This window comes from Aquipluma nitroreducens (assembly GCF_009689585.1).
GTDB lineage: Bacteria > Bacteroidota > Bacteroidia > Bacteroidales > Prolixibacteraceae > Aquipluma > Aquipluma nitroreducens.
The window spans coordinates 1,107,233-1,128,287 of sequence record NZ_AP018694.1 but is presented as its reverse complement, the minus strand read 5'-3'; the positions used below and the strand labels follow the sequence as shown (position 1 = coordinate 1,128,287).

21 protein-coding genes are annotated in these 21,055 nt (G+C 41.2%); 8 read left to right on the top strand and 13 right to left on the bottom strand.

The features are described from left to right. Positions 1-20: 20 nt before the first annotated feature. From AQPE_RS04705 to AQPE_RS04690, 4 genes are all read right to left on the bottom strand, one after another. Positions 21-650 (bottom strand): RNA polymerase sigma factor, encoded by a 630-nt coding sequence (locus tag AQPE_RS04705; RefSeq protein ID WP_318349893.1) that lies wholly within the window; start codon positions 648-650, stop codon positions 21-23. 186 nt (positions 651-836) lie between these two features. Beyond that, positions 837-1,241 carry a YciI family protein gene (locus AQPE_RS04700; RefSeq protein WP_318349892.1) on the bottom strand — a complete coding sequence of 135 codons (405 nt, stop codon included), beginning with the start codon at positions 1,239-1,241 and terminating at the stop codon, positions 837-839. Between the two features lie 7 nt (positions 1,242-1,248). Beyond that, a complete protein-coding gene (msrA, locus tag AQPE_RS04695; protein ID WP_318349891.1) occupies positions 1,249-1,803 on the bottom strand; it encodes a peptide-methionine (S)-S-oxide reductase MsrA in 555 nt (184 codons plus the stop codon). A gap of 154 nt (positions 1,804-1,957) precedes the next feature. Then, a complete protein-coding gene (locus tag AQPE_RS04690) occupies positions 1,958-2,467 on the bottom strand; it encodes a metallophosphoesterase family protein (protein ID WP_318349890.1) in 510 nt (169 codons plus the stop codon). Between the two features lie 58 nt (positions 2,468-2,525). Between AQPE_RS04690 and AQPE_RS04685 the strand changes: the two genes are divergently transcribed. From AQPE_RS04685 to AQPE_RS04675, 3 genes are all read left to right on the top strand, one after another. Then, complete coding sequence (locus AQPE_RS04685) at positions 2,526-3,017, top strand: SixA phosphatase family protein (RefSeq protein WP_318349889.1); 492 nt, start codon at positions 2,526-2,528, stop codon at positions 3,015-3,017. Between the two features lie 10 nt (positions 3,018-3,027). Continuing rightward, positions 3,028-3,732, top strand: coding sequence for a 16S rRNA (uracil(1498)-N(3))-methyltransferase (locus AQPE_RS04680; protein WP_318349888.1), 705 nt, complete (start codon positions 3,028-3,030; stop codon positions 3,730-3,732). Between the two features lie 316 nt (positions 3,733-4,048). Beyond that, positions 4,049-4,933 carry a DUF4382 domain-containing protein gene (locus AQPE_RS04675; protein ID WP_318349887.1) on the top strand — a complete coding sequence of 295 codons (885 nt, stop codon included), beginning with the start codon at positions 4,049-4,051 and terminating at the stop codon, positions 4,931-4,933. A 282-nt stretch (positions 4,934-5,215) separates the two neighbouring features. On the opposite strand, the gene AQPE_RS04670 is transcribed toward AQPE_RS04675, so the two are convergent. The 5 genes from AQPE_RS04670 to AQPE_RS04650 form a co-directional block, all read right to left on the bottom strand. Beyond that, complete coding sequence (locus AQPE_RS04670; RefSeq protein ID WP_318349886.1) at positions 5,216-7,888, bottom strand: TonB-dependent receptor; 2,673 nt, start codon at positions 7,886-7,888, stop codon at positions 5,216-5,218. After that, complete coding sequence (locus AQPE_RS04665) at positions 7,839-8,735, bottom strand: FecR family protein (RefSeq protein ID WP_318349885.1); 897 nt, start codon at positions 8,733-8,735, stop codon at positions 7,839-7,841. The genes AQPE_RS04670 and AQPE_RS04665 overlap by 50 nt, the downstream gene beginning before the upstream one ends. Before the next feature lie 2 nt (positions 8,736-8,737). Further along, positions 8,738-9,268 carry an RNA polymerase sigma factor gene (locus tag AQPE_RS04660; protein WP_318349884.1) on the bottom strand — a complete coding sequence of 177 codons (531 nt, stop codon included), beginning with the start codon at positions 9,266-9,268 and terminating at the stop codon, positions 8,738-8,740. Between the two features lie 353 nt (positions 9,269-9,621). Then, positions 9,622-11,331, bottom strand: coding sequence for a discoidin domain-containing protein (locus AQPE_RS04655; protein WP_318349883.1), 1,710 nt, complete (start codon positions 11,329-11,331; stop codon positions 9,622-9,624). A gap of 24 nt (positions 11,332-11,355) precedes the next feature. Further along, positions 11,356-12,594, bottom strand: coding sequence for an aminotransferase class I/II-fold pyridoxal phosphate-dependent enzyme (locus AQPE_RS04650; protein WP_318349882.1), 1,239 nt, complete (start codon positions 12,592-12,594; stop codon positions 11,356-11,358). A 212-nt stretch (positions 12,595-12,806) separates the two neighbouring features. Between AQPE_RS04650 and AQPE_RS04645 the strand changes: the two genes are divergently transcribed. Further along, positions 12,807-13,463 (top strand): DUF4159 domain-containing protein, encoded by a 657-nt coding sequence (locus AQPE_RS04645; RefSeq protein WP_318349881.1) that lies wholly within the window; start codon positions 12,807-12,809, stop codon positions 13,461-13,463. A 128-nt stretch (positions 13,464-13,591) separates the two neighbouring features. Here the strand turns inward: AQPE_RS04645 and AQPE_RS04640 are convergent, their stop codons facing one another. The 4 genes from AQPE_RS04640 to AQPE_RS04625 are packed head-to-tail and all read right to left on the bottom strand — an operon-like array spanning position 13,592 to position 15,576. Beyond that, positions 13,592-14,395 (bottom strand): M48 family metallopeptidase, encoded by an 804-nt coding sequence (locus AQPE_RS04640; protein WP_318349880.1) that lies wholly within the window; start codon positions 14,393-14,395, stop codon positions 13,592-13,594. Then, positions 14,395-14,826 carry a hypothetical protein gene (locus tag AQPE_RS04635; protein ID WP_318349879.1) on the bottom strand — a complete coding sequence of 144 codons (432 nt, stop codon included), beginning with the start codon at positions 14,824-14,826 and terminating at the stop codon, positions 14,395-14,397. Before AQPE_RS04635 ends, AQPE_RS04640 begins: the two co-directional genes overlap by 1 nt. Continuing rightward, a complete protein-coding gene (locus AQPE_RS04630) occupies positions 14,823-15,233 on the bottom strand; it encodes a DUF2752 domain-containing protein (RefSeq protein ID WP_318349878.1) in 411 nt (136 codons plus the stop codon). The genes AQPE_RS04635 and AQPE_RS04630 overlap by 4 nt, the downstream gene beginning before the upstream one ends. Before the next feature lie 4 nt (positions 15,234-15,237). Then, a complete protein-coding gene (locus AQPE_RS04625; RefSeq protein ID WP_318349877.1) occupies positions 15,238-15,576 on the bottom strand; it encodes a TM2 domain-containing protein in 339 nt (112 codons plus the stop codon). A gap of 282 nt (positions 15,577-15,858) precedes the next feature. Here AQPE_RS04625 and AQPE_RS04620 point away from each other — a divergent pair, with 282 nt between their 5' ends. From AQPE_RS04620 to AQPE_RS04605, 4 genes are all read left to right on the top strand, one after another. Continuing rightward, on the top strand, positions 15,859-18,531 hold the full coding sequence (locus AQPE_RS04620; protein WP_318349876.1) for a bifunctional YncE family protein/alkaline phosphatase family protein: 2,673 nt from the start codon (positions 15,859-15,861) through the stop codon (positions 18,529-18,531). A gap of 129 nt (positions 18,532-18,660) precedes the next feature. Beyond that, complete coding sequence (locus tag AQPE_RS04615) at positions 18,661-19,284, top strand: DUF5063 domain-containing protein (RefSeq protein ID WP_318349875.1); 624 nt, start codon at positions 18,661-18,663, stop codon at positions 19,282-19,284. A gap of 3 nt (positions 19,285-19,287) precedes the next feature. Then, entirely contained in the window at positions 19,288-19,860 is a 573-nt protein-coding gene (locus AQPE_RS04610) for a 3'-5' exonuclease (protein ID WP_318349874.1), read from the top strand. Positions 19,861-19,862: 2 nt separating this feature from the next. Next, on the top strand, positions 19,863-21,053 hold the full coding sequence (locus tag AQPE_RS04605) for a class I SAM-dependent rRNA methyltransferase (RefSeq protein WP_318349873.1): 1,191 nt from the start codon (positions 19,863-19,865) through the stop codon (positions 21,051-21,053). Positions 21,054-21,055: the final 2 nt, after the last annotated feature.

Here is a 21,055-nt window from a genome sequence, read left to right as displayed (position 1 = left end):
GATTTCGAAAAATCTACTAGTTAAACTTGGTTAATTGTTAAATTATTTAAGTTAAATCGGGTAAATAGCTGAAAAAGAATAAGATTAGTTTCTTCAGTGGATAGATCTTTAAGAACAATGCTTAATTTTTTTATCGCGGTGGCAATGTGGTTGTCAATTGTGTTTACTGATATATTTAAGATTTCTGCAATTTCCTTGTATTTGAGACCTTCGACTTTTGCCATTTGAAAAACCAGTTTCGTTTTAGGAGGAAGCTGATTAATGGCTTGTTCTATTTCATTGCGGATTTCGTTCGTGAAAAACGCTGTTTCCGGAGTTAATTCGTCAATTTCAAATCGAACCAGTACATCATCCAGCGAAGTGTTTCGTTCTTTCCTAAACTTACTCAGGTAATTGAAAGAGGTGTTTTTAGTTGAAATAAAGAGGTAATTTTTCAGGCTTTCAATGTTTTTCAGGCTTGATCTTTTTTGCCAGATGTTCAGGAAAACATCGTTAACTGCTTCTTCTGCAAATTCTGCGGAATGAAGTATCGAAAAGGCGAACTTGTATAACTTGTCGAAATAGACCAGATATAATTCTTTAAATGCCTGTTGATCGGAATTCTGGCTTATTTTTTTCGATAGCAATTCAATATGCTGGTTATTATCCAAACCGAAATGATGATTAGTTGTTTAAATTGATCGAACGAAGGTACTAATTAATCTCTCATTTGTAGATTGCAATTATCCCGAAATTTATCAGTTCTTTCAATTCAAGATGACAGATTTGAAAATTTAAAAAATCCAAGTTATAAAGTTATTTGATGCAAAGGTTGGTTTGCTAAATAATCAATTTTTCTATGGTAGTTTACTCCCTTTCGCAGCCCACCAGTATATCGCTTCCATTTCCAATCTTCCTGACAAAACTGCCGGATCGGTCGATTCTATGCGTATGGCTTGTGAAATCGAATCGACATCAAAAATCAGGATTCCACGGTGTTTCCCACCATTATCGAATGGGCCGGCAATAACCAATTTGCCGGTTTTCGCCATTTCGGTGATGTGCTTCATGTGTCCTTCCTGAATCCTGGCTACCGTAGTCGAATCCTGAGTCCGGGTAGGTCCTTCATTTAAAAGCATAAACACATACCTTTTCATCGTATAGGTAGTGTCGCCTCCTTGAGTTTTAAATTCGCGTTGCGCCAATGACTGAAACCCGATTATGGCTAACAAAAAACTGAAAAATGCGGCTTTATGATACATTGGAAACCTATTTTAGTTTGTCATTAAAAATTTTTCTGAATTTTTCAATTTTTGGAACAATTACAAATTGGCAGTATCCTTGAGATCGGTTATTTGCAAAATAATTCTGATGATAGTTCTCTGCTTTGTAGAATTGATCAAAAACTGAAATTTCAGTCACTACCGGCTGATTGTACACATTCTCTTTATTTAAATCAGATTTATATTTTTCGGCTGTTTCTTTTTGCTCCTGAGAGTGATAAAAAACGACCGACCTGTATTGCGTTCCTGAATCGGCTCCCTGTCGATTCAAAGTGGTCGGATCGTATGTTTTCCAAAAGATTTCGAGCAGTTCTTTAAAACTGATTAATTTAGGATCGAATGTAATGTGGATGACTTCCGCATGGCCTGTCTCTCCAGTGCAAACTTCATTATAAGTTGGATTTTTTGTTTTCCCTCCAGAGTACCCAGATTCAACTGTTTCAACACCTTTGAGGCTTCTAAAAATGGCTTCGGTACACCAGAAACATCCGCCGCCTAATGTGGCTGTCTCCGTTTGCCTGTAACTGATATCTTCTGACATACTGAATAGAATTAAAATGAAAAGGAAATTTGGTTATTTATAAGCTTTTCACTTCAAAACAGACAGGGACGCAAAATGTTGAGCTATTTGTGATTGGCAATCGTAAAAAAGTCAATAGTCATTTGGAAAAATAATAAACCCACTTTTAAAATGACTATATTTCCTGAAAAGCTGTTCTTTCGAACTCCAGCACTTCCAGATCGCGAATGTTTTTCCCATCGATCACAAAACGGACAGCAGTACAAACCTGATGAAACCCTTTATTCCCGGCAGCTCCCGGATTGATGTGCAGCGAACGGTATTTCGGATCGTGAATCACTTTCAGGATATGCGAATGCCCGCATATAAACAGTTGTGGTGGTTTAATTTTGAAAATGTTGCGGATCCGTGGTTCGTATCTTCCGGGGTAGCCACCTATGTGCGTCATTAAAACATCAACTTCTTCACACGAGAAGCGTTGATCGGCCGGAAACATGCGTCGTAAAACATGATCATCAATGTTCCCGTAAACTGCACGAAACGGCTTGAAGGCCGAAAGTTGGTCGGCAGTTTCGGCATTTCCAATGTCGCCGGCATGCCATATTTCGTCAACAGGTTCGAAAAATTTAAAAATTCTTGAACTCAGCGTTCCATGCGTATCTGATAATAAGCCAATTCGTTTCATTGAAAGATGTATTTCATACGCATTAAAAATAGATTAATTTTGCAGAAAACAGTAAGCTATGAAACGAGTAATAATTGTTCGTCATGCTAAATCGGTGCCGTTTGGTTACGACAACGATTTTTATAGGGATCTGACAGAAAGGGGAGAAGATGATGCTACAAAAATTAGCGCAAAACTTCGGAGTTTAGGCGTAACTCCGGATTTGGTAATTGCCAGTCCGGCCACACGAACCATGCATACTGCTTCTATTTTTTGTCAAAATCTGGAATATGATCCGATTAAAATTCGTCAGATTAATGAGTTTTATGAAGGAGTGACCACGCAGGGCTTTATTGAAATACTTCAGGATTTGCCTGAATCGGTGCAAACCGTTTTGGTTTTTGGGCACAATCCAACGGTTTATTATCTGGTATATAATCTGGTGAAATACTTCAACTCCGACATGCCAACGTGTTCGACTGTTGCGCTTGATTTTCAGGTAGAAAAATGGCAGGAAGTATCGGCAAGAGGAGCTCAGGTAGCTTTTCAAATCACACCTAAATCTGTTTAAAAATCGCAAAATGCACATTTTTTATACTCCTGAACTTTCAGGAAATACATACACGCTCGACGAAACTGAATCGAAGCACTGCATTCGGGTTTTAAGGCTCGAAAAGGGTAACGAAATTACTTTGGTTGACGGACGCGGCGGATGGTTTACTGCCGAAATTGCTGATCCGAATCCGAAACGGTGCGCTGTAAATGTGATTAAATCGGAATTGAATTTCGGACAGCGTAATTTTCAGGTTCATATAGCCATTGCTCCAACCAAAAACATCGAACGGATTGAATGGTTTCTCGAAAAAGCTACTGAAATAGGAATTGATCGGGTAACTCCACTGCTCTGTCGTTATTCCGAGCGAAAGGAAATTAAAAACGAAAGGCTTGAAAAAGTAATGGTTTCGGCCATGAAACAATCGCTAAAAGCCTATTTGCCTCAACTCGACGAACTGACCAAATTCAATGATTTCATTAAGCAGCCATTCTCAGGACAAAAATTTATTGCCCATTGCGAAGAACAACATCGCGAGCTACTTAAAAACACGATAAAACATGGCGAAAATTATCTGATTTTGATTGGTCCTGAAGGCGATTTTTCAACGGAAGAAATAAGACTGGCGATTGATGCAGGATTTGTGCCTGTTAGTTTGGGTGAAAGTCGTTTGCGTACAGAAACCGCTGGTGTAGTGGCCTGTCATACGTTCAATTTGCTGAACGAGATGTAATTTCAGGTCTCGGATTCAAAAGGGTTCATTATTATCTGATTGTTGTTGTGATTTCAATTCGTCGCATTTACTCTTTTTTTGATTTTTTTTAGTTTTTAGGTAGGGTATTTTTCTTTTCAGGACTATATAGATCAACTAAGATTAAAATGTCCGGATGCCTTATCTGTTTTGTAATCAAACTTTGTTATTAATCAATCAATTCGGTATTTAGTTCATATAGTAAAAGGTTAAGGTACTGGGCATTTCTTCATTTTTTTTTAAATTAAATCTTAGTTGATTGGAAAATTTTAAGAAACATTATTAAAACAGAAAAGTCATGAAAAATTTATTGAAAAATGGATTGATGCTTTTAACCGGTATCTTGATGCTGGCAACATCGTGTAATCAGATTAGTGATTCTGAAAGTGGAGGAAATGGAAAAATTGTTTTGTCGCTGACTGATGCGCCTTTCCCTGTGAGTTTGGTCGACAAAGCTTTGGTAACTATTGATAAGATTGAAATACGGTCGACAGCAACGGTTTCGTCAACCACAGAAGTTACTACTAATTCAGAACTTTTTACCGTATTGTATGATGGCGATCCGATGGAATTTGATTTGCTCGATTTGCAAAACGGAATTACCACCGAATTGCTAAGCATGGATATTGCCGCTGGATCGTACGATCTGATCCGTATGCATGTGACCAACGCAAGCGTACTTCTTAAAGATGGATCTAATTTTGATTTAAAAGTGCCAAGCGGTTTTGCCAGCGGACTAAAAATTAAAATGACTCCTAATTTGGTCATCGAAAGTGGAGTTGAAAGCGAAGTTATTCTCGATTTTGATGTAAGCAAATCGTTTGTAGTACAAGGTAATATGAAAGCAAAGAACGGAATTAAAGGTTTTATTTTTAAACCAGTTCTTCGTGCTACATGCCAAAAGTATAGCGGATCTGTAGGTGGAAAAGTTTTCGAAAACGCAACAACTCCAATTGCAGAAGCTCATGTTCAGATTATTGCTGCCGATACCATTTTAAGTTCGGCACTTACTGATGCTGCCGGAAATTATCATATGATTGGTCTTCCTACTGGATCCTACAAGGTAGTTTGTGAAAAGGACGGTTATACTCCTGTTACGGTAGATCCGGTAGTTGTGAAAGCAAGAGAGAAAACGACTTTGGATATTCAAATGGCAACTGCAACTGTTACTGTAAATCCATAATGTAAAGGAAATACCTTACCCAAAAGGGTTCAAAAATAGAATTTGATAAAAGCTGTTGCCGGATATGGTAACAGCTTTTTTATGGTCTTTGGGCGGAGTGTCAGTTTTAAATGTTATGAATTAAATAATGTCGCATTTTATTTCGTGTTTTTATCCTGACTCACCCCGCGCCCCGATTGTTCAGGACTTTTCCCCTCTCTCGAGAGAGAGGGGAGGAACGTCCGCTTTGCGGACGGAGGGGTGAGTAGTATTTTGAATACGATATCTAGTTGTTTCCATTACTCAATACTGAAAACTGATAAAGAAATTTGGGGTAATTCCCAACGACCGCATGTAAGTTGTTTCGTTGAATGTGGTAGTGTCGAAATTGAAATCGCGCGAATAAATGTCGTTGTAATTTTCCTGGTTAAATACATTAATTACTGACATCCCTAATTTAACCCTGACTTTTCGAATTTGTAAATTGTAATTGGCAGCTAAATCAACTCGTTTAAAATCGGACAAACGGTCGTAGGTAAACATCGCAGTTAAGGTATTGTCAACCGTCTGATTCTTGACGTAGGACTGTCCGGTTGAATAAATCCACATTCCAGAGAAATTCCATTTGCCAAAAGTAAACAAGTTGGTCCACTTGAATTCGTGTGTTTTATCGAAAGGCGCCGGAATATCTTCGTTGTGATTGATCTCTGTAAAATTGCGTATGGCTTTACTGTGCGAATAAGATATCCAGCCTGTATAATGCGTGCTTTCGTATTTCAGCAGCAAATCGAGACCCGTTGCACTTCCTGTGCCAGTAATAAATTTACTCGGAAGTTGTACTCTTTTAGCCTGTCCTGGTGGCACAAATCCTCCGGGAGAAACATTTCTTTGGAATGGAGGAATGTAAAGGAAAAGCTGAAGTCCGTCGATGGTTTTGTAATAGAATTCGGCATCCAGCGAAAACCGCTTATAAGTAAATGTAGTTCCTCCGATGAAGTGATTGGACGAAAGCACCGGATGTTTATCATCGTCGGCAATGACCCAAAAGTCGCGGTTGTAGCCATACGATTGGGTAGGAGCGACTTTGCTCAGGAACTGATAGTACTTTCCGGTGGCAAATTTCAGATTAATTAGCTCGCCAATGCGGTAGTTGGCCGAAAAACGTGGTTCGTAATAAAGTTTCCCGGAAAGGTTATAGCCGTTTATCCTTCCGCCAAGTTTAACGGTCAGGTTTTTTACCATTTGTGTGTTCAACTGCAAAAACGTTGAATAGAGCCACGACGAATTGGCGATGTCAGAGTAGTAAGCATCGGTTCCTGCGTCTTTCAGGTAGGTATATTCGTTGTATTTGGTCTGAAACCCAAAATCTACCGTGTTTTTCAGACCGAGTGCAAATTCATTTTTTAACGATGCGGAAAAGTCATTCAGTTTATTTTCCTCGTAAGTATCGAATAAGGTTGTTGTCGTATTTTTGCCTTTTTTGGTTGTAACCTCCGTTTGTTCGGTGTATTGGTTTTGGTAGCCTGAATATCCAACCTCCAAATTGGAAAAGAAACCCTCCTTCCACTGCTTGATCCACGAATAACTGAATCCATAATTGCCCCAATTTGCATCGGTACTGGTGTTTGAAAAAGTTTGTTTGATGCTTCCTGCGCCGGTACTGGCCAGAAAGTCTTTCCCGCCATATACGCTGATCGACATTTTTTCCTGTTCGCTTTTGCTGAATGTTAATTTGGCGTTGTAATCGTAAAAATAGAAGCCGGGTTTTAGCTTAACAATGCTGTTGCCGCTTGATGAATTCACATCTTCGACCTGATTTTCGAGCATGGCGTTAACCAGATAACTTGAATAAATATCGGCATACGAACGCCTTCCGCCCACAACCAGTGTCAGCTTTTCTGAAAATGGGATTTCGGCAGTCAGGTTTCCGCTGATCAGATTCATTCCACCGTATATTTTCGGATTGTATTTGTTTCCCGTTTTGCCGGTAATGTCAATGATTCCTGAAAGTCGCTCTCCGTAGCGCGAGTCAAATCCACCTTTGTAAATCTGAATGTCTTTCACCACATTGGGGTTGATCGACGAAAAAGTTCCAAAGAAATGATCGAGGTTATAAAGTGTAAACCCATCAAAAAGCACCAGGTTTTGGTCGGGGGTTCCACCGCGAATATTCAGCGCTGATGAGCCTTCCGTGTATCCAATTCCAGGTAGCATCTGGATCGTTCTGAAAATATCGGTTTCGCCCATGTTGGGTAAATTCACAAACCCGACAGGATTGATCGTCGAATGGCTGGTTTCTTTGTTCTGATCAATCATTTTAAGTGTCGATTTTCTAATTACGACCGGCGCCAATTCCATGTTCTTTTGTTTCATCCTGAAGGTCAGAACCGCAGTCGAATCGGTAATCGCGAAAGTGCTGTCGATTGGTTGATAGCCCAGGTACTGAACAGCAATCCGCAACGATTGAACTTCAGGAATACGAAAAGCAAAAGTTCCGTTTAACGAAGTTGTCCGGATTGAATTCTGATTGGGAAGATAAACACTGGCATATGGAAGCTGTTCGCCAGATTTCAGATCGGTTACCAGTCCTGAGATACGACATAGAGTGGGAGTGGTTGTAATTTTTTCCACAGAAACGGGAATAATCAGGTAGTTTCCAAATCTTTTTTCGGCTACATAGCCAGTATTTTTAAGAAGTTCCGCAAAAATTTCTTCCGGAGTTTGTCCCTGAAATGTTCCTGAAATCTGGTGCTTACTCATTGCATTAGAGTCGAAGGCAACCTGAATATTCAGGATTTTTGAAACTTGTTTTAGTGCATCAGAAAGTGTGGTATTACTGAAGTTGAACGCAGGAGACTGGGCAAAACCTGTTGATGGAGAAAGTAAAAGGAATAAAATAAGGAACAAGGAAATGAGTTGCAAGAATTTATTGCGCCTTTGGTACGATTTTGATTTTGTTTCCGTTTTTGATTTCATAGTCCAAATGCATCGGTAAGCAAACTGTCTCCAAAACTTCGTTCAGGTTTTTATTCGAAAAACTTCCGGTGAAAAAACGGTTTTCCAAACCTTTTGTGGCTATTTCAACATTGAATTGACGTTCAATCTCCTCAAAAATAGAAATTAATGGCACGTTGTCAAAATGAAACTCGCCGCTTCTCCATCCTGCCATTTGGTCCGTTTGTATATTTGTTGATTTTTTGAGTATTCCAGAAACCAAATCAGCTTTTTCTCCTGGTTCGATAATTACGCTTTGGCCGCTGGAAGTTACTTTTACTTTTCCGGTTAAACACGAAACACTGAGTTCGTTATCTCGGCTAAATACATTCAGCGTTGTACCCAAAACTTCAACTGTACCTGTTGGGGTATTTACCACAAATGGTTTTCCTTTCTGAACTGAGAAAAATGCTTCGCCTTCCAGATTTAGCGTACGCTGTTTGGCAAATCCTGATTCAGAAAAACTGATTTTTGAATCGGCATTGATCGTTATATTCGAACCGTCGGGCAAGGCGTATTCAAGGTGCTGGCCTTTGGCTGCCACAATTTGGTCGGGTGTTGATTGGTAGAAATAAACGGTGGTTAAAAGGGCTATCAAAACAATGGACGCGGCTGCCGACCAGTAAATCCGTAAATTTCGGATAGGTTTTTCCTTGCTATTCTGATCAAGTTTCGATCTTAGTAATTCGAGCGCTTCGGCTTTGCTCCTTTTCTGCGGAACGCGGTATCCATCAACAAATAGATCAACCTTTTCGTCGGTACTCAGCCGATCAAAACGCGCCTTTGAAAGAGCCGAAGGATCAATATGTCTGTTTTTACCCGTTTCCACTGTTAAAATTTTTGTTCTATTTCTTTTCGAAGGTGCTCAAGTGCCTTTTTCATTCTCTTTTCGACCGCTTTTACGCTGATATTTAGTACTGAAGCAATTTCATTGTATGTCATTTGTTCCATCCTGTTCATTAGAAAAACAGTTCGGTTATTTTCGTTGAGTTCAGAAAGCACCCGCTGAAGTTTCTGGTCAAATTCCTTAATTTCCATTTCAAATTCAGGCGTTTCGAAAGTCCGGTCCTCGACAATTGTTTGCTGAAGTTTGAGCTTCAGTTTCATTCGTTTGTATCGGTTTGCAAACAGGTTGGCTGCTATGGTGTAAAGCAGCGCTCGCGCTGTTTCGACCCTCACTGACGATCGCATTTCCCAGAGTTTCAAAAAAGCATCCTGAATAATATCTTCGGCAATTTCGGTATCTCCTGATTTGAAGAAAATAAAATGCTGAAGCTCATCATAATAAGCATCAAATAACTGCTCAAAACCAATTTGATCAAGTCCGGTTTCAGCCTGATTTTTATTCGATAATATCCTCATCCTTTATTTTCTGGTCTTCCGAATAAATATTAGATGTTGGTTATTTGTTGCATTTTACAACTTTTAACCTGATACAATTTAAAATGAATTTACCCTACTTCGGTAAAGTATATTTTAACTGTTACTTCCAGTGCGGTAATCTGCATAAACTAAGAACTGAAAATGAAATAATGTTATGTAATTTAGTTTTTGAAATTCTGACTCACCCCCATCACATCTTCGATGTTCTGCCCCCTCTCTTCGCAAAGAGAGGGGGGGAAGACCGATTTATCGGGCTTCGGGGTGAGTGAAAATAAAATACGACATTAAATTATTTCTATTACTTGAACAGAAGCCGATGTCTTTTAGGTCGACTATTTTGCCAGCATGGCCTTGCCAGGAGAAACTCCGTTTTCGTTAAATGCATCAATCTGAAACCAATAAATCTTGCTTTTATCGGGACAATGTATGGTTAAGCGCGTGTTTTTATACACCAGAAGGCTGTGGTATAATTTGTCTTTATCCGCCCCGTACCGGATATTGTAACCAGTGGTATTTCTTTGTTTTTTCCACGATACTTTAATAGCCTGAGGGTCGCGGTAATCTCTTATTGCACGAAATTCATTTACTTTTTTCGGTTTCCGGTGTGATCCGTTTCCAAAAATCCGCAAATCGGCAATGGCAAAAGGACCGTTAGGTACTCTATAATTAGTGATTTTTAAATATCGAGTTTCAACTGGATTTTTAAGTTCTTCATACGGATTTATCTGGAATTCGAGGTTTTTTGTTTTATCGCTCAATTTTTTCCAATTCCTTTTGTCGATAGAATATTCAACTAGATAGCGGCGGGTATGTGCGGTATCGCTTTTTATGATTTGCGTTTTATCTTCAGGAAAAAAAAGTTGAAAAGCATTAACCGAGCAAACCGAACCAAAGTCGACACTTAGCCATTCGCCCTTTTTACCAGTTTGTGCGCTCCAGTATGTTCCCAAATTTTCATCAAAAGCTGATGCGACCGGACTTGAAGATAAACTGGAAGACGCCTGTCCGGTTAAGTTATCCGAAAGCAGTGCCCATTCCGGATCGAGTTTATCGACACTGGTGAATTTGTGGTTTGGAATGATGATCGGGTAATCGCCAAAATCAGTTTTTGCGAATAAGTTTCCGTCTTTATCGAACCCAGCAGGGAAGAGCCCTAATCTGGATTGAAAACCACGATTTGCGGGAGTTGTAATCGTTGCAATGTGCCACCAGTTTCCGTATTTATCTGCAAAAGTTGACCCATTTCCGGCACCACGGAGGAATCCTTCAGGTCGGTTTGAAAAAGGATTGTTGGCGGCATATACAAAAGGCCCGGTTGGAGTATCCGAAACATACACAGCATCGGTATAATTATTAAATTCTTTGTTCAGCTCGGCACATTGGTAATAGTATTTCCCATTGTATTTATTCATCCATGAACCTTTAACACCAGGACTTTCGGTTTTGGCTGAATTGGGTTTCGATTTTGTCAGGGCTTTCATTAGTGGATTCGTTTTCTTACAGACAATTGGAACTCCCAGAGGTTCGAGTTGATTCTTTGCATCCAGTTCGCGCGACATTACTCCGTCGTTATTGGTGCAGCCATAGTAGCTGTAAACCTTTCCATCAGTATCCACAAAAATGGTAAAATCGCCAATCATCGATAGCAGCATCGAATTTCCATACACTTCCCATTTCCCACTTATCGGATCTTTGGTGCGGTACATTGTACCTGTAAATGAAGTGAAGAAATAGAGCCAATCGCCAATTACAACCGCTGTTGGTTGGCTTTTTTCCAATGGCAGGTCGGGCGCTAAAACAAATTTCCATGAAAGTAAATCGCCCGAATACCAATAGCCTCCGGCATTTGATGCAAATAAAAAATAATTGTCCTTGTAAAGAACAACTGTTGGGTCGTCAATATTTGGGTTTGATGACTGATTTGAACTGTATTGTGAGTTTAGGTTCAGAGGATTACAATAGGTTTGCCCACTTAGTTTACTGACCTGAATTCCAAGAACAAAGGTTATGACGAGTAAAATATATGCAATCTTTATACCCATTGTAGTTTAGCTGTTTCAGCCTTTTTATGATTGATTTACCCCAAGCGCTTGTTCGATATCTTCAATTAAATCCTCTGTACCCTCGATACCTACTGAAAGGCGCATCATGCCTGAGCGAATTCCCATCTTCTGTCGTTCGCTTTCCGGAAATTCGGCATAAATGGTTGAATAAGGATGAATGATCAACGATTTATTGTCGTTCAGATTTGTTGCCCGGCGAATGATCTTCAGTCGGTTCATAAAACGGAAGCACTCTTCCTGACTTTCCAGGTCAAAAGTCATAACAGATCCGGGTACTCCGCTGAATTGCTTTACTGCTAAATCGTAATATTCCGAACTTTTTAGTCCGGGGTAATCAACACGAGTTACTTTTGGATTTTGAAGAAAGTATTCACCCAATTTCAGGCAATTCTGATAACAACGCTCAACGCGCAATTCCAGAATATCTAAACCTACAATCATGTAATTAGCTGTATGGGCAGTCATTGGCATTCCCATATTCCGGTAATAATTTTTCCGGAGACGAGCTATAAAAGCATCTTTTCCGAACTTTTCAGAGAACTTCAGGCAATTCGGATTTTTGCTCCAGTCGTAAAGTCCATTGTCGATAATCAATCCGCCAAACGATGTAGCTCCACCTGAAATGAATTTGGTGGTTGACATGACTTCAACATGAACACCCAGCGATTTCGAATTGAAAACTGATGGTGGGGTGATGGTGCTGTCAACAATCAGTAGTATGCCGTGTTTGTTTGCAATCTCAGCAATCCGGCTGATATCAGATATTTCCAATTGCGGATTGGTAACTGTTTCAAAATAGATGGCACGGGTATTTTTGTCAATCAATGGTTCTATCAATTCGGGTTTGGTGGTGTCAACAAATCGGGTTTCCACACCGTAAGCCGAAAGACTTTGCTCGAACAACGCAACCGTATGTCCAAAAAGATTTTTCCCTGAAATGATATTATCGCCTTGCTTGCAAATGGCCAACATGGTAGCTGAAATTGCTGCCATTCCTGATGTAACAGCCAATACCTGATGAGCTCCGGTCAATGTTTTCACCTTGGTTTCGAAATATTCGACTGTTGGGTTACTCGTTCTGGAATAGGTGTGTGCCGGAAGTTCACCACGAAAATTGGCAGCAATATCTTCAGCCGAATTAAATTCAAATGCCACTGACTCGTAGATTGGCATAGTCAGTGCGTTATGTGGATCTTTTTTCGGGAAAGGTATATTGAGCGATCGGGTTGTAAAATTTTTCATTGTAATAAAATTTGGTTTTGACACCTTCTAAACGATTGCCTCAGCTTTTAGTTTTGTTGCTTAAACGACAAATTTGGCAATTATTTCAGAAATACCGGTCATTCTTCAAATTCAAATTCAACAGACCATATAAACCATGCAATATTTTTATCTTTGGGCAAACAAAATGGAGACCGGAGGCCGGAAAACAAAATCAGGATGGTTATTTGTAAATGATGAGAAAATTTGGATTGATGCTGTTTGTTCTTTTACCGATGCTGGTTTTTTCGCAAGCCAAATCGGTGAAAATTGCCGTGATGAAATACAATGGCGGCGGCGACTGGTATTCGAATCCGACTTCAGTGCCTAATTTGATTACCTTTTGCAACGACAACCTGAAAACAGATATTGATCCTGAACCGGGAACGGTTGAGCCGGGAAGTCCCGATCTGTTCAATTACGCTTATGTGGATTTAACCGGCCACGGGAATGTGTTTTTTTCCGATTCCGAAGCAGCCAACCTCCGCCTTTACCTCGAATCGGGAGGCTTTTTGCAAATCAGCGACAACTATGGGATCGATCCGTTTATTCGCCGTGAGATGAAAAAGGTTTTTCCTGAACTCGATTTTATTGAACTTCCATTCGATCATCCTATCTATCATCAGAAATATCAGTTTCCCGACGGCCTCCCTAAAATTCATGAGCACGACGGCAAGCCAGCTCAGGGTTTTGGGCTGATTTATAAAGGCCGTTTAGTCTGCTTTTACAACTACGAATGCGATTTAGGCGATGGTTGGGAAGACCGCTCAGTGCACAACGATCCGGAAGATGTTCGCCAAAAGGCCTTGCAGATGGGGGCGAACATTATTTCGTATGTGTTTAATCAGTGACAAGATTACCTGGCCGCAAAGTGAAACTTTGCTTCTGGCGACGAAATCAAAGACGATGAGGTTTTACAAACCCTGGCTAAAAAATATGGCTTGGCTGATGAAGAGGTTGGGATAGGGAATCTGCGCATTTATAAGCCTTCCTTCATCTTTTCTTTCAACCTATCAAACGTCAAACTATCCTCAACCTCGGTTTTGGGGAAGTCTTTACCTTTGATCCGTTCAATGATCTTTTCTGCCCGTTCTTTCGATTCAGGATGGCTGCTGATCCAGTAAATCTGGGTTGGCAGATTTTTGGTTACATCAGCCAGCCGGTAAAGAAAACTGGCAAACGGTTCCGGATTGATACCGGTCTTTTCGAGGTAATCAACTGCGGTGAGATCGGCTTCTGTTTCTAGTTTCCGGTCGTAAACGCTGGATGAGATTTTCTGGATGGCTGATTTTATCGCTTCTGAATTTCCGTTTCCGGACGACATGGATATCAGCACCGACAAACCAACTTCTTTCAACAGTTTATTCATGACATGGTTCTTTTCCATGTGCGCCAGTTCATGGCCAATCACCCCGTATAATTCGGCTTCGTTTTCACAGGCAGTAATCAGGCCTGAATACACCACCAGATGATTACCAGGCGAAGCAAACGCGTTGATTTCGTCTTTCCGCAGCAAATGTAGTTTGATCTTTTTCCGGTCAATCGAATTAGCTTTGCAAATCCGCGTGAGCATTGAATCGATTGGTGCGACAATAGAATCCGAAGTAATTTCGGTTTCTGAATTTTTCAGCATCTTCCAGAACAAATCACCGATTTTTTCTTCCGTATTTTGGGTATTTTGCCTAATGTTGAAAAGCTTCATCCAATCCACTTGTGACAATCCAAACCACACGGCGACAATTACAGCCACTGTCAGAACAAGTTCGAGAAGTATCTTTTTCATCAGGCTTTGCAAATTAGGTTGGTTAAACCGCCAATTACCCACCATTCCACATGTCTGCCTTTTCGGGTAACAATGGCGGTATAGATGGTGCCAATAAATTCGATCAGGTTGAAAATAAAGAGGGTAATAATGTAGGCGATGTATTTTGAACTGATCGTTTCAGGGGTGAAAATAATTGAAACGGTCCACCAGAATCCAGTGCTGTTAAAAGGGATCAGGAAAAGCTGAGACAACAAGGCCTGGGTGCAGTGCCATCGTACAAAGAAAGTACCTTTTCGGTTTCCGAGATAGAAAAAGAAGGTCGCAATCAGATTGATAATTGGCAACGGCAATCCACCCATAATGGCAATCATCGACATCACATAGCTGTTCGAAGCTTTTTCGGCCTCATGATCGGTGGGCTGATAGTGAAAAGTTGAAGTATCAATCATAGTCCTTTGTATATATTCCAAATCCAATTCAGGATAACCAGCAAAATCAGTGGTATTGCAATCCATTTCTGTCTCAAGAAAATTTCGCTTCGGTTATAAACCTGCAACAAACTGTCCTTTCGAAGCACAATATCATATAGAATCCAAAGTGGTGCCAGAATCAGGATTGACATGATAATGACTCCAAAAGGATTCCAGAACAGCGCCCCCACAAAATCTCCTTTCAGGATGGAAAGAACAGACCGTGTTGACCCACAGGAAGGGCAGGGTATGCCCGTTATTCGTTTAAACAAACAAACTCCGGGCTCAATGGATTCGGAGATATTTCTGTGATAATTAATGAAGAGCCAGATGTACCCTGTAGCACAAGCCGTTGACACGAGGACATACAACCTGTTCCGGACCATTGTATTAATTAAGAAGTTGCTGAATCGTGCGCATATTTTTTTCGCGGGTTACACCCATGATCAGAAACCAATCAATAATCGTCCAGATTCCAAGACCGCCGCAAGTTAAAAGCTTGGCTATTCCTAAACCGGTATCGCCCAATATAAACCGGTCAATTCCAAAATGTCCGGCCAAAATAGAAACGATTAAGCTTATTGTTGGATCTTTTAACTGTACTGAAGAAATCATTGCCCATTTTGAATCGTCCATGGCAATAAGCCTATCTCTAATCCCGGTAATCTGATAGCCTTCGAAATACTTGGCATTGGTCATGATAAACATGTCGACTTTTTGTGCTTCCATAAGATTGGTTTCTTTATATTGGTCCTACTCATATGGCTTTTCGGTAACGCCCCGTTTAAGATTGGTTTCCGGACTCCAATTGAAATGTCAGTTTTTATTAATCTTTTACAGCTGACTCTTTGTTATATCAAATATGCAAAAATTAAGTACATCAACTCGTCGTTATTTATGATAGCCACAAGTTACGTCATTTTATCTTATGATCGTATGTTCTTATCTGCAATTGTCATTAATTTGTGTCGTGTTATCCGAAATTTAAAAATTGCCTTAATTCGTTCATTCATGAATATTACAAAACTACTTTTATCGGTTTGTCTTTTTGTAGCTGTGTCTTCAATATTTGCGCAGCCAGCAAAAAAGAGCAAAGAACAGGCTAAATACCAGTCAGCATACGATAGTAAAACATTATCGCCGAAAGACAATCCGAATTTATTGCCATACAACCGCTGGATTGCCCCTGCCGGGAAACAGGTCTATTTTGGCAATCCCGCTTTAGAAAATCACGCATTGGATGTTGCCCTTTCGCCCGACGAAAAGTGGGTTGCTGTTGAAGGCCGCTACGAAGTGGTTATTCTCTCAGCCGAAAGCGGGGAACTGGTTGCAAATTTGCCATTGACTGGATTAGTTCCGGCACAAAGCCTGATGAATACATTCTCCGGAATTTGCTGGACTCAGGAAGCGAATCAGTACAAACTATATTGGGGAGCCGTTGGAAACAAAGGTATTTCGTTTGTTCTGGAAGCTGCATGGGATGGCAGGAAATTAGTTGGAAGTGATTCCTTTATTTTTCAAACTGAAGCTCCCGCTGGTTCGGCTCTACCCAACGAAATTCTGGTTCAAAATGAATCAGGTAAAAATTTCCTGTACGTTGTTTTGAATGGAACCAATCAGGTCGTGAAACTCGACTTTGCTGCAAAAACCAGAATATGGACAAGCCCGGTAGGCGTGGCGCCTTTCGGAATTGCCAAAGCCAACGGGAAAATCTATGTGACCAACTGGGCTGGCTCAGTTCCCGATAAAAATGACCTCAATGTGGCCGGAGTTCCTTGGGGAATTGCCAAAGTTGACCCGCGAACCGGCGCTACGCGCGAAGGAACCGTTTCGGTTTTAGACCCGAAAACCGGCAAGGTGCTGAAAGAAATCACGGTTGGTTTGCATCCGAATGATATTCTTGCCAGCGCCGATGAGAAATATATTTTTGTGGCCAATGCCAACAGCGATAACGTCAGCACCATTTCAACATCGACTGATGAGGTTTCTGAAACCATATCGGTAAGGTTGAATTCAGATAAAAACTCGTTTTGGGGAGATTCGCCCAATGGTTTGGGGCAGTCGAAAGACGGCAAAAAGTTGTATGTGGCCAACGGTATGGATAATGCGCTGGCTGTTGTTCAACTCGGAAAGAAGGCGGGAGTGAATTCTTCGGGAAATGAGAGTAAAGTGACCGGTTTCATCCCTACCGAAGCCTATCCGGGTGCTATAGTTGAAACCGCTAAAAAGCAATTGTTCGTCGCCAATATCGAGGGTGAGAGTGCAAAAATTCCTACTCAGGCGCAGGGTTCGTTAAAACTGTCGTATAATTCACACAAGCAAACCGCTTCGGTTTCGGTTATTCCGGTTCCGGACGAAAAACAGCTTAAGGCATTTACCAAAACCGTTGAGCAGTCGAACCAGCTTTTCAGGCTGGCTTTGCTCGAAAAAATGCCGCGAAAAACGGCTAAGCCAGTTTGCGTTCCGGAACGGATTGGCGAACCTTCCGTTTTTAAACATGTGCTTTATATTATCAAGGAAAACCGCACATACGACCAGATTCTGGGCGATGTAAAAAAAGGCGACGGAGATTCGACGCTTACCATTTTTGGACAAAAAATTACGCCGAACACGCACTCACTCGTCGATAAATACATGTTGCTCGACAATTTTTACGTCTCCGGAAAATGTTCCGCTGAAGGTCATCAGTGGACTGATGCTTCCATCGTGACCGATTACATTGAGAAAGATGTTCGCGCCTGGATCCGCAGTTATCCGCACGTTCAGGAAGATGCTTTGGTGTATGCCCCAACTGGATTTATCTGGGACAATGCACTGAAACATGGCAAAAATGTGCGCATTTATGGTGAAGCTTCAACTCCCGAATACGATAAAAGTCATACATGGACTTCCATTTATAAAACTTTTCTGAATCAGGAAAAATTTGAATTTACAAATCATACAACCATCAAACCTGTCGAAGCTATTTTGAGTCCAACTTATCCTTCGTACGACGATCACCAGATTCCGGATGTTTTGCGTGCCCGGACTTTTATCGATGAACTTAAAAAATATGAAGCGATGGATGGCGATCAGTTGCCCGAACTGATGGTAATGGCGCTTCCTAACGATCACACGGGAGGTACTCGCCCTGGCTTGCCCACGCCGCGCGCCATGGTTGCCGACAACGATCTGGCGCTGGGTCAAATTATTGAAGCGCTTACCAAAAGCCGGTTCTGGGCAAATACTGTAGTTTTTATTACCGAAGACGATTCGCAGTCGGGTTGGGATCATGTGTCAGCCTACCGCACCGTTGGGATGGTGATCAGTCCATATTCGCGGACGGGCGAAGTTATGTGCACCAATTACAATCAGCCGTCGATGGTACGCACCATCGAGCAAATATTGGGTCTTCCGCCAATGAACATTATGGATGCCACAGCCAAACCGATGTTCGACTGTTTCGGCGGAAAATTTGATTTAACGCCCTACGAAACCATTAAAAATCTGATCCCGCTGGATGAAATGAACCCGCCACTCTCGGCATTGAAAGGAACTTCACTTCGTTATGCACAGAAAAGCATGGAACCGCAATTCGACGGAATAGATTCGGGTGACGACGATTTGTTTAACCGCATTCTGTGGTATGCGATGAAAGAAAAAGGCAAATATCCAAAGCGGTACAGCGGAAAAGACGAGGATTAATTCAGGAAAACGAGCAATCTTTTTTATATTTACGTTACTGGTTGATATTCATCAGTTATAAATGAATTAGGTCAAAACTCAGTTAACAAAAATTCTTTGTACTTTTGACCCAATTTTAGAACGATTTTCATGAGTGATGAAGGATTAAACAGTTTGGTGTATTCGAAAAATGTAATTGAATTAATTACCGTTGCCAACGAATTTTGCAGTTTTCTTGAACGGGCTGATGAAATGGAATCGGCTGATTTCCTGAGCCGACTGCAAAAAATGCTTCCTCTTTTATACCTTAAAGCCAGTTTGCTCCCCAAGTTTGAATTCGAGGCTGATGACGACCTTGAAAAGTATGTAACTGAGGTAGAATACAACCTTATTCAGCAGAAAATACTTGCCCATACTGGAGCCGGAGACGATTATCAGGAAGTATTCATCCCGGGAATGCAATTCAGCGAATCAGCGCTAACATCAAGTATCGCCGAAAATGTGGCTGATGTTTATCAGGACATGAAAGATCTGATTATGTCGTTTCGTACCATGAATGATGAGGTTATGGAGCAGGCGCTTTGGGAAAGTCAGAGCAATTTTGCGCAGGTTTGGGGGCAGAAATTGGTGAATTGCCTGCGTGCCGTTCACAACCTGATTTACAGTGAGAATAATACAGATGAAGATTCCCTTCAGGAGGGAAACCCAAATAATGAATTAAAGAATAAGAATCCGGACTGGTTGAACGACCGGTTTTCGTTTCAGGGAGAATAAAAAATGTACAGGGAAAGTATTGATAAAGATGAATTAGCAGAATTACCACTTATTCAGTTTGAAGGCGATATTACATTGGTGGAGTCGAAGGAAGATTATCTGGCTTCGATAGAATACTTGTCTCGGCAAACTTTGCTGGGATTTGATACTGAAACCAAACCTGCATTTAAAAAAGGGGTTGTTTACGAAGTTGCATTGTTGCAATTGGCTACCGAAGAGCGTGCCTTTTTGTTTCGGCTTAATAAAATAGGGTTGCCAAACGGATTAAAAAGCATCCTTGAAAATCCTGAAATACAAAAAATAGGTGTTGCCATTCGTGATGACATTAAAGGTCTTCAGAAACTGAATAATTTTAAACCAGGTGGATTTGTTGAACTTCAGGATCATGTGAAAGATTTTGGCATTCAGGATTTTAGCCTGAAGAAATTATCGGCCATTGTTTTGGGTTACCGCATTTCGAAAGCCCAGCGGGTTACCAATTGGGAAGCGCCCGATTTGACTGAAGCGCAGCAGATTTATGCCGCCACCGACGCCTGGATTTCTCACCGTATTTTTGAATCACTCAATCAGCAATAAACATGTCAGAAAAGTATAGCCGGGTTATTTTGAAATCCGGAAAGGAGCAATCGCTTCAACGTTTTCATCCGTGGATTTTTTCCGGGGCAATTCAGGAAATTGTTGGTAGGGTAGAAGAGGGCGATGTGGTGGAAGTGGTTTCCAGCAAAAAAGAATTTTTGGCCATGGGTCATGTTCAGGTTGGCTCCATTGCAGTGCGCGTTTTTTCGTTCGAAAAAGTAGAACCCGATTTTAACTTCTGGAAAGGAAAACTCGATCGCGCTTTGGATGTGCGCAAAAAATTAGGGTTGGTCGATAATCCTGATACCAATGTTTACCGTTTGGTGCATGGCGAAGGCGATGGAATGCCCGGATTGATCGTTGATTTTTACAACGGAACTGCGGTAATGCAAGCTCATTCGGCTGGAATGTTCCTGATTCGGGAAACAATTGCTAAAGCGCTAAAAGAAGTGATGGGCGACCGCCTGGTTGCCGTTTACGATAAGAGTGAAAAGACCGTTCCGTTTAAAGCTGATCTGGAACCCAAAGATGGTTATCTGCTGGGTGAATCGAAAGTATTTGAAGTTCAGGAGCACGGCAACCGCTTCAACGTAGATTGGGTGGAAGGTCAGAAAACCGGCTTTTTTGTCGATCAGCGTGAAAACCGGCGGTTGGTTCAGGAATATTCGAAAGACCGCAGTGTACTGAACATGTTTTGCTATTCAGGTGGATTTTCGTTTTATGCCATGCGCGGCGGAGCAAAAATGGTTCATTCGGTTGATTCATCAGCCAAAGCCATCGATCTGACCAACGAAAATGTGAAACTGAATTTTCCAGGTGATACGCGACACGAAGCTTTTGTAGCCGATTGTTTCGATTACATGGACAAAAACAAGGATAAATACGACCTCATTATTCTCGATCCGCCTGCATTTGCCAAACACCGTGGAGCTTTGCCACAGGCGCTAAAAGGCTACAAACGCCTTAACCTGAAAGCTTTTCAGCAGATTGCCCCAGGTGGAATTTTGTTTACATTCAGTTGCTCGCAAGTGGTTACCAAAGATAAATTCCGCGAAGCCGTATTTTCGGCAGCTGCTATTTCAGGCCGGAAAGTGCGAATCCTGAACCAATTGGTTCAGCCAGCCGATCATCCGGTGGATATGTACCATACGGAAGGTGAGTACTTGAAAGGTTTGGTGCTTTATGTAGAGTAGTG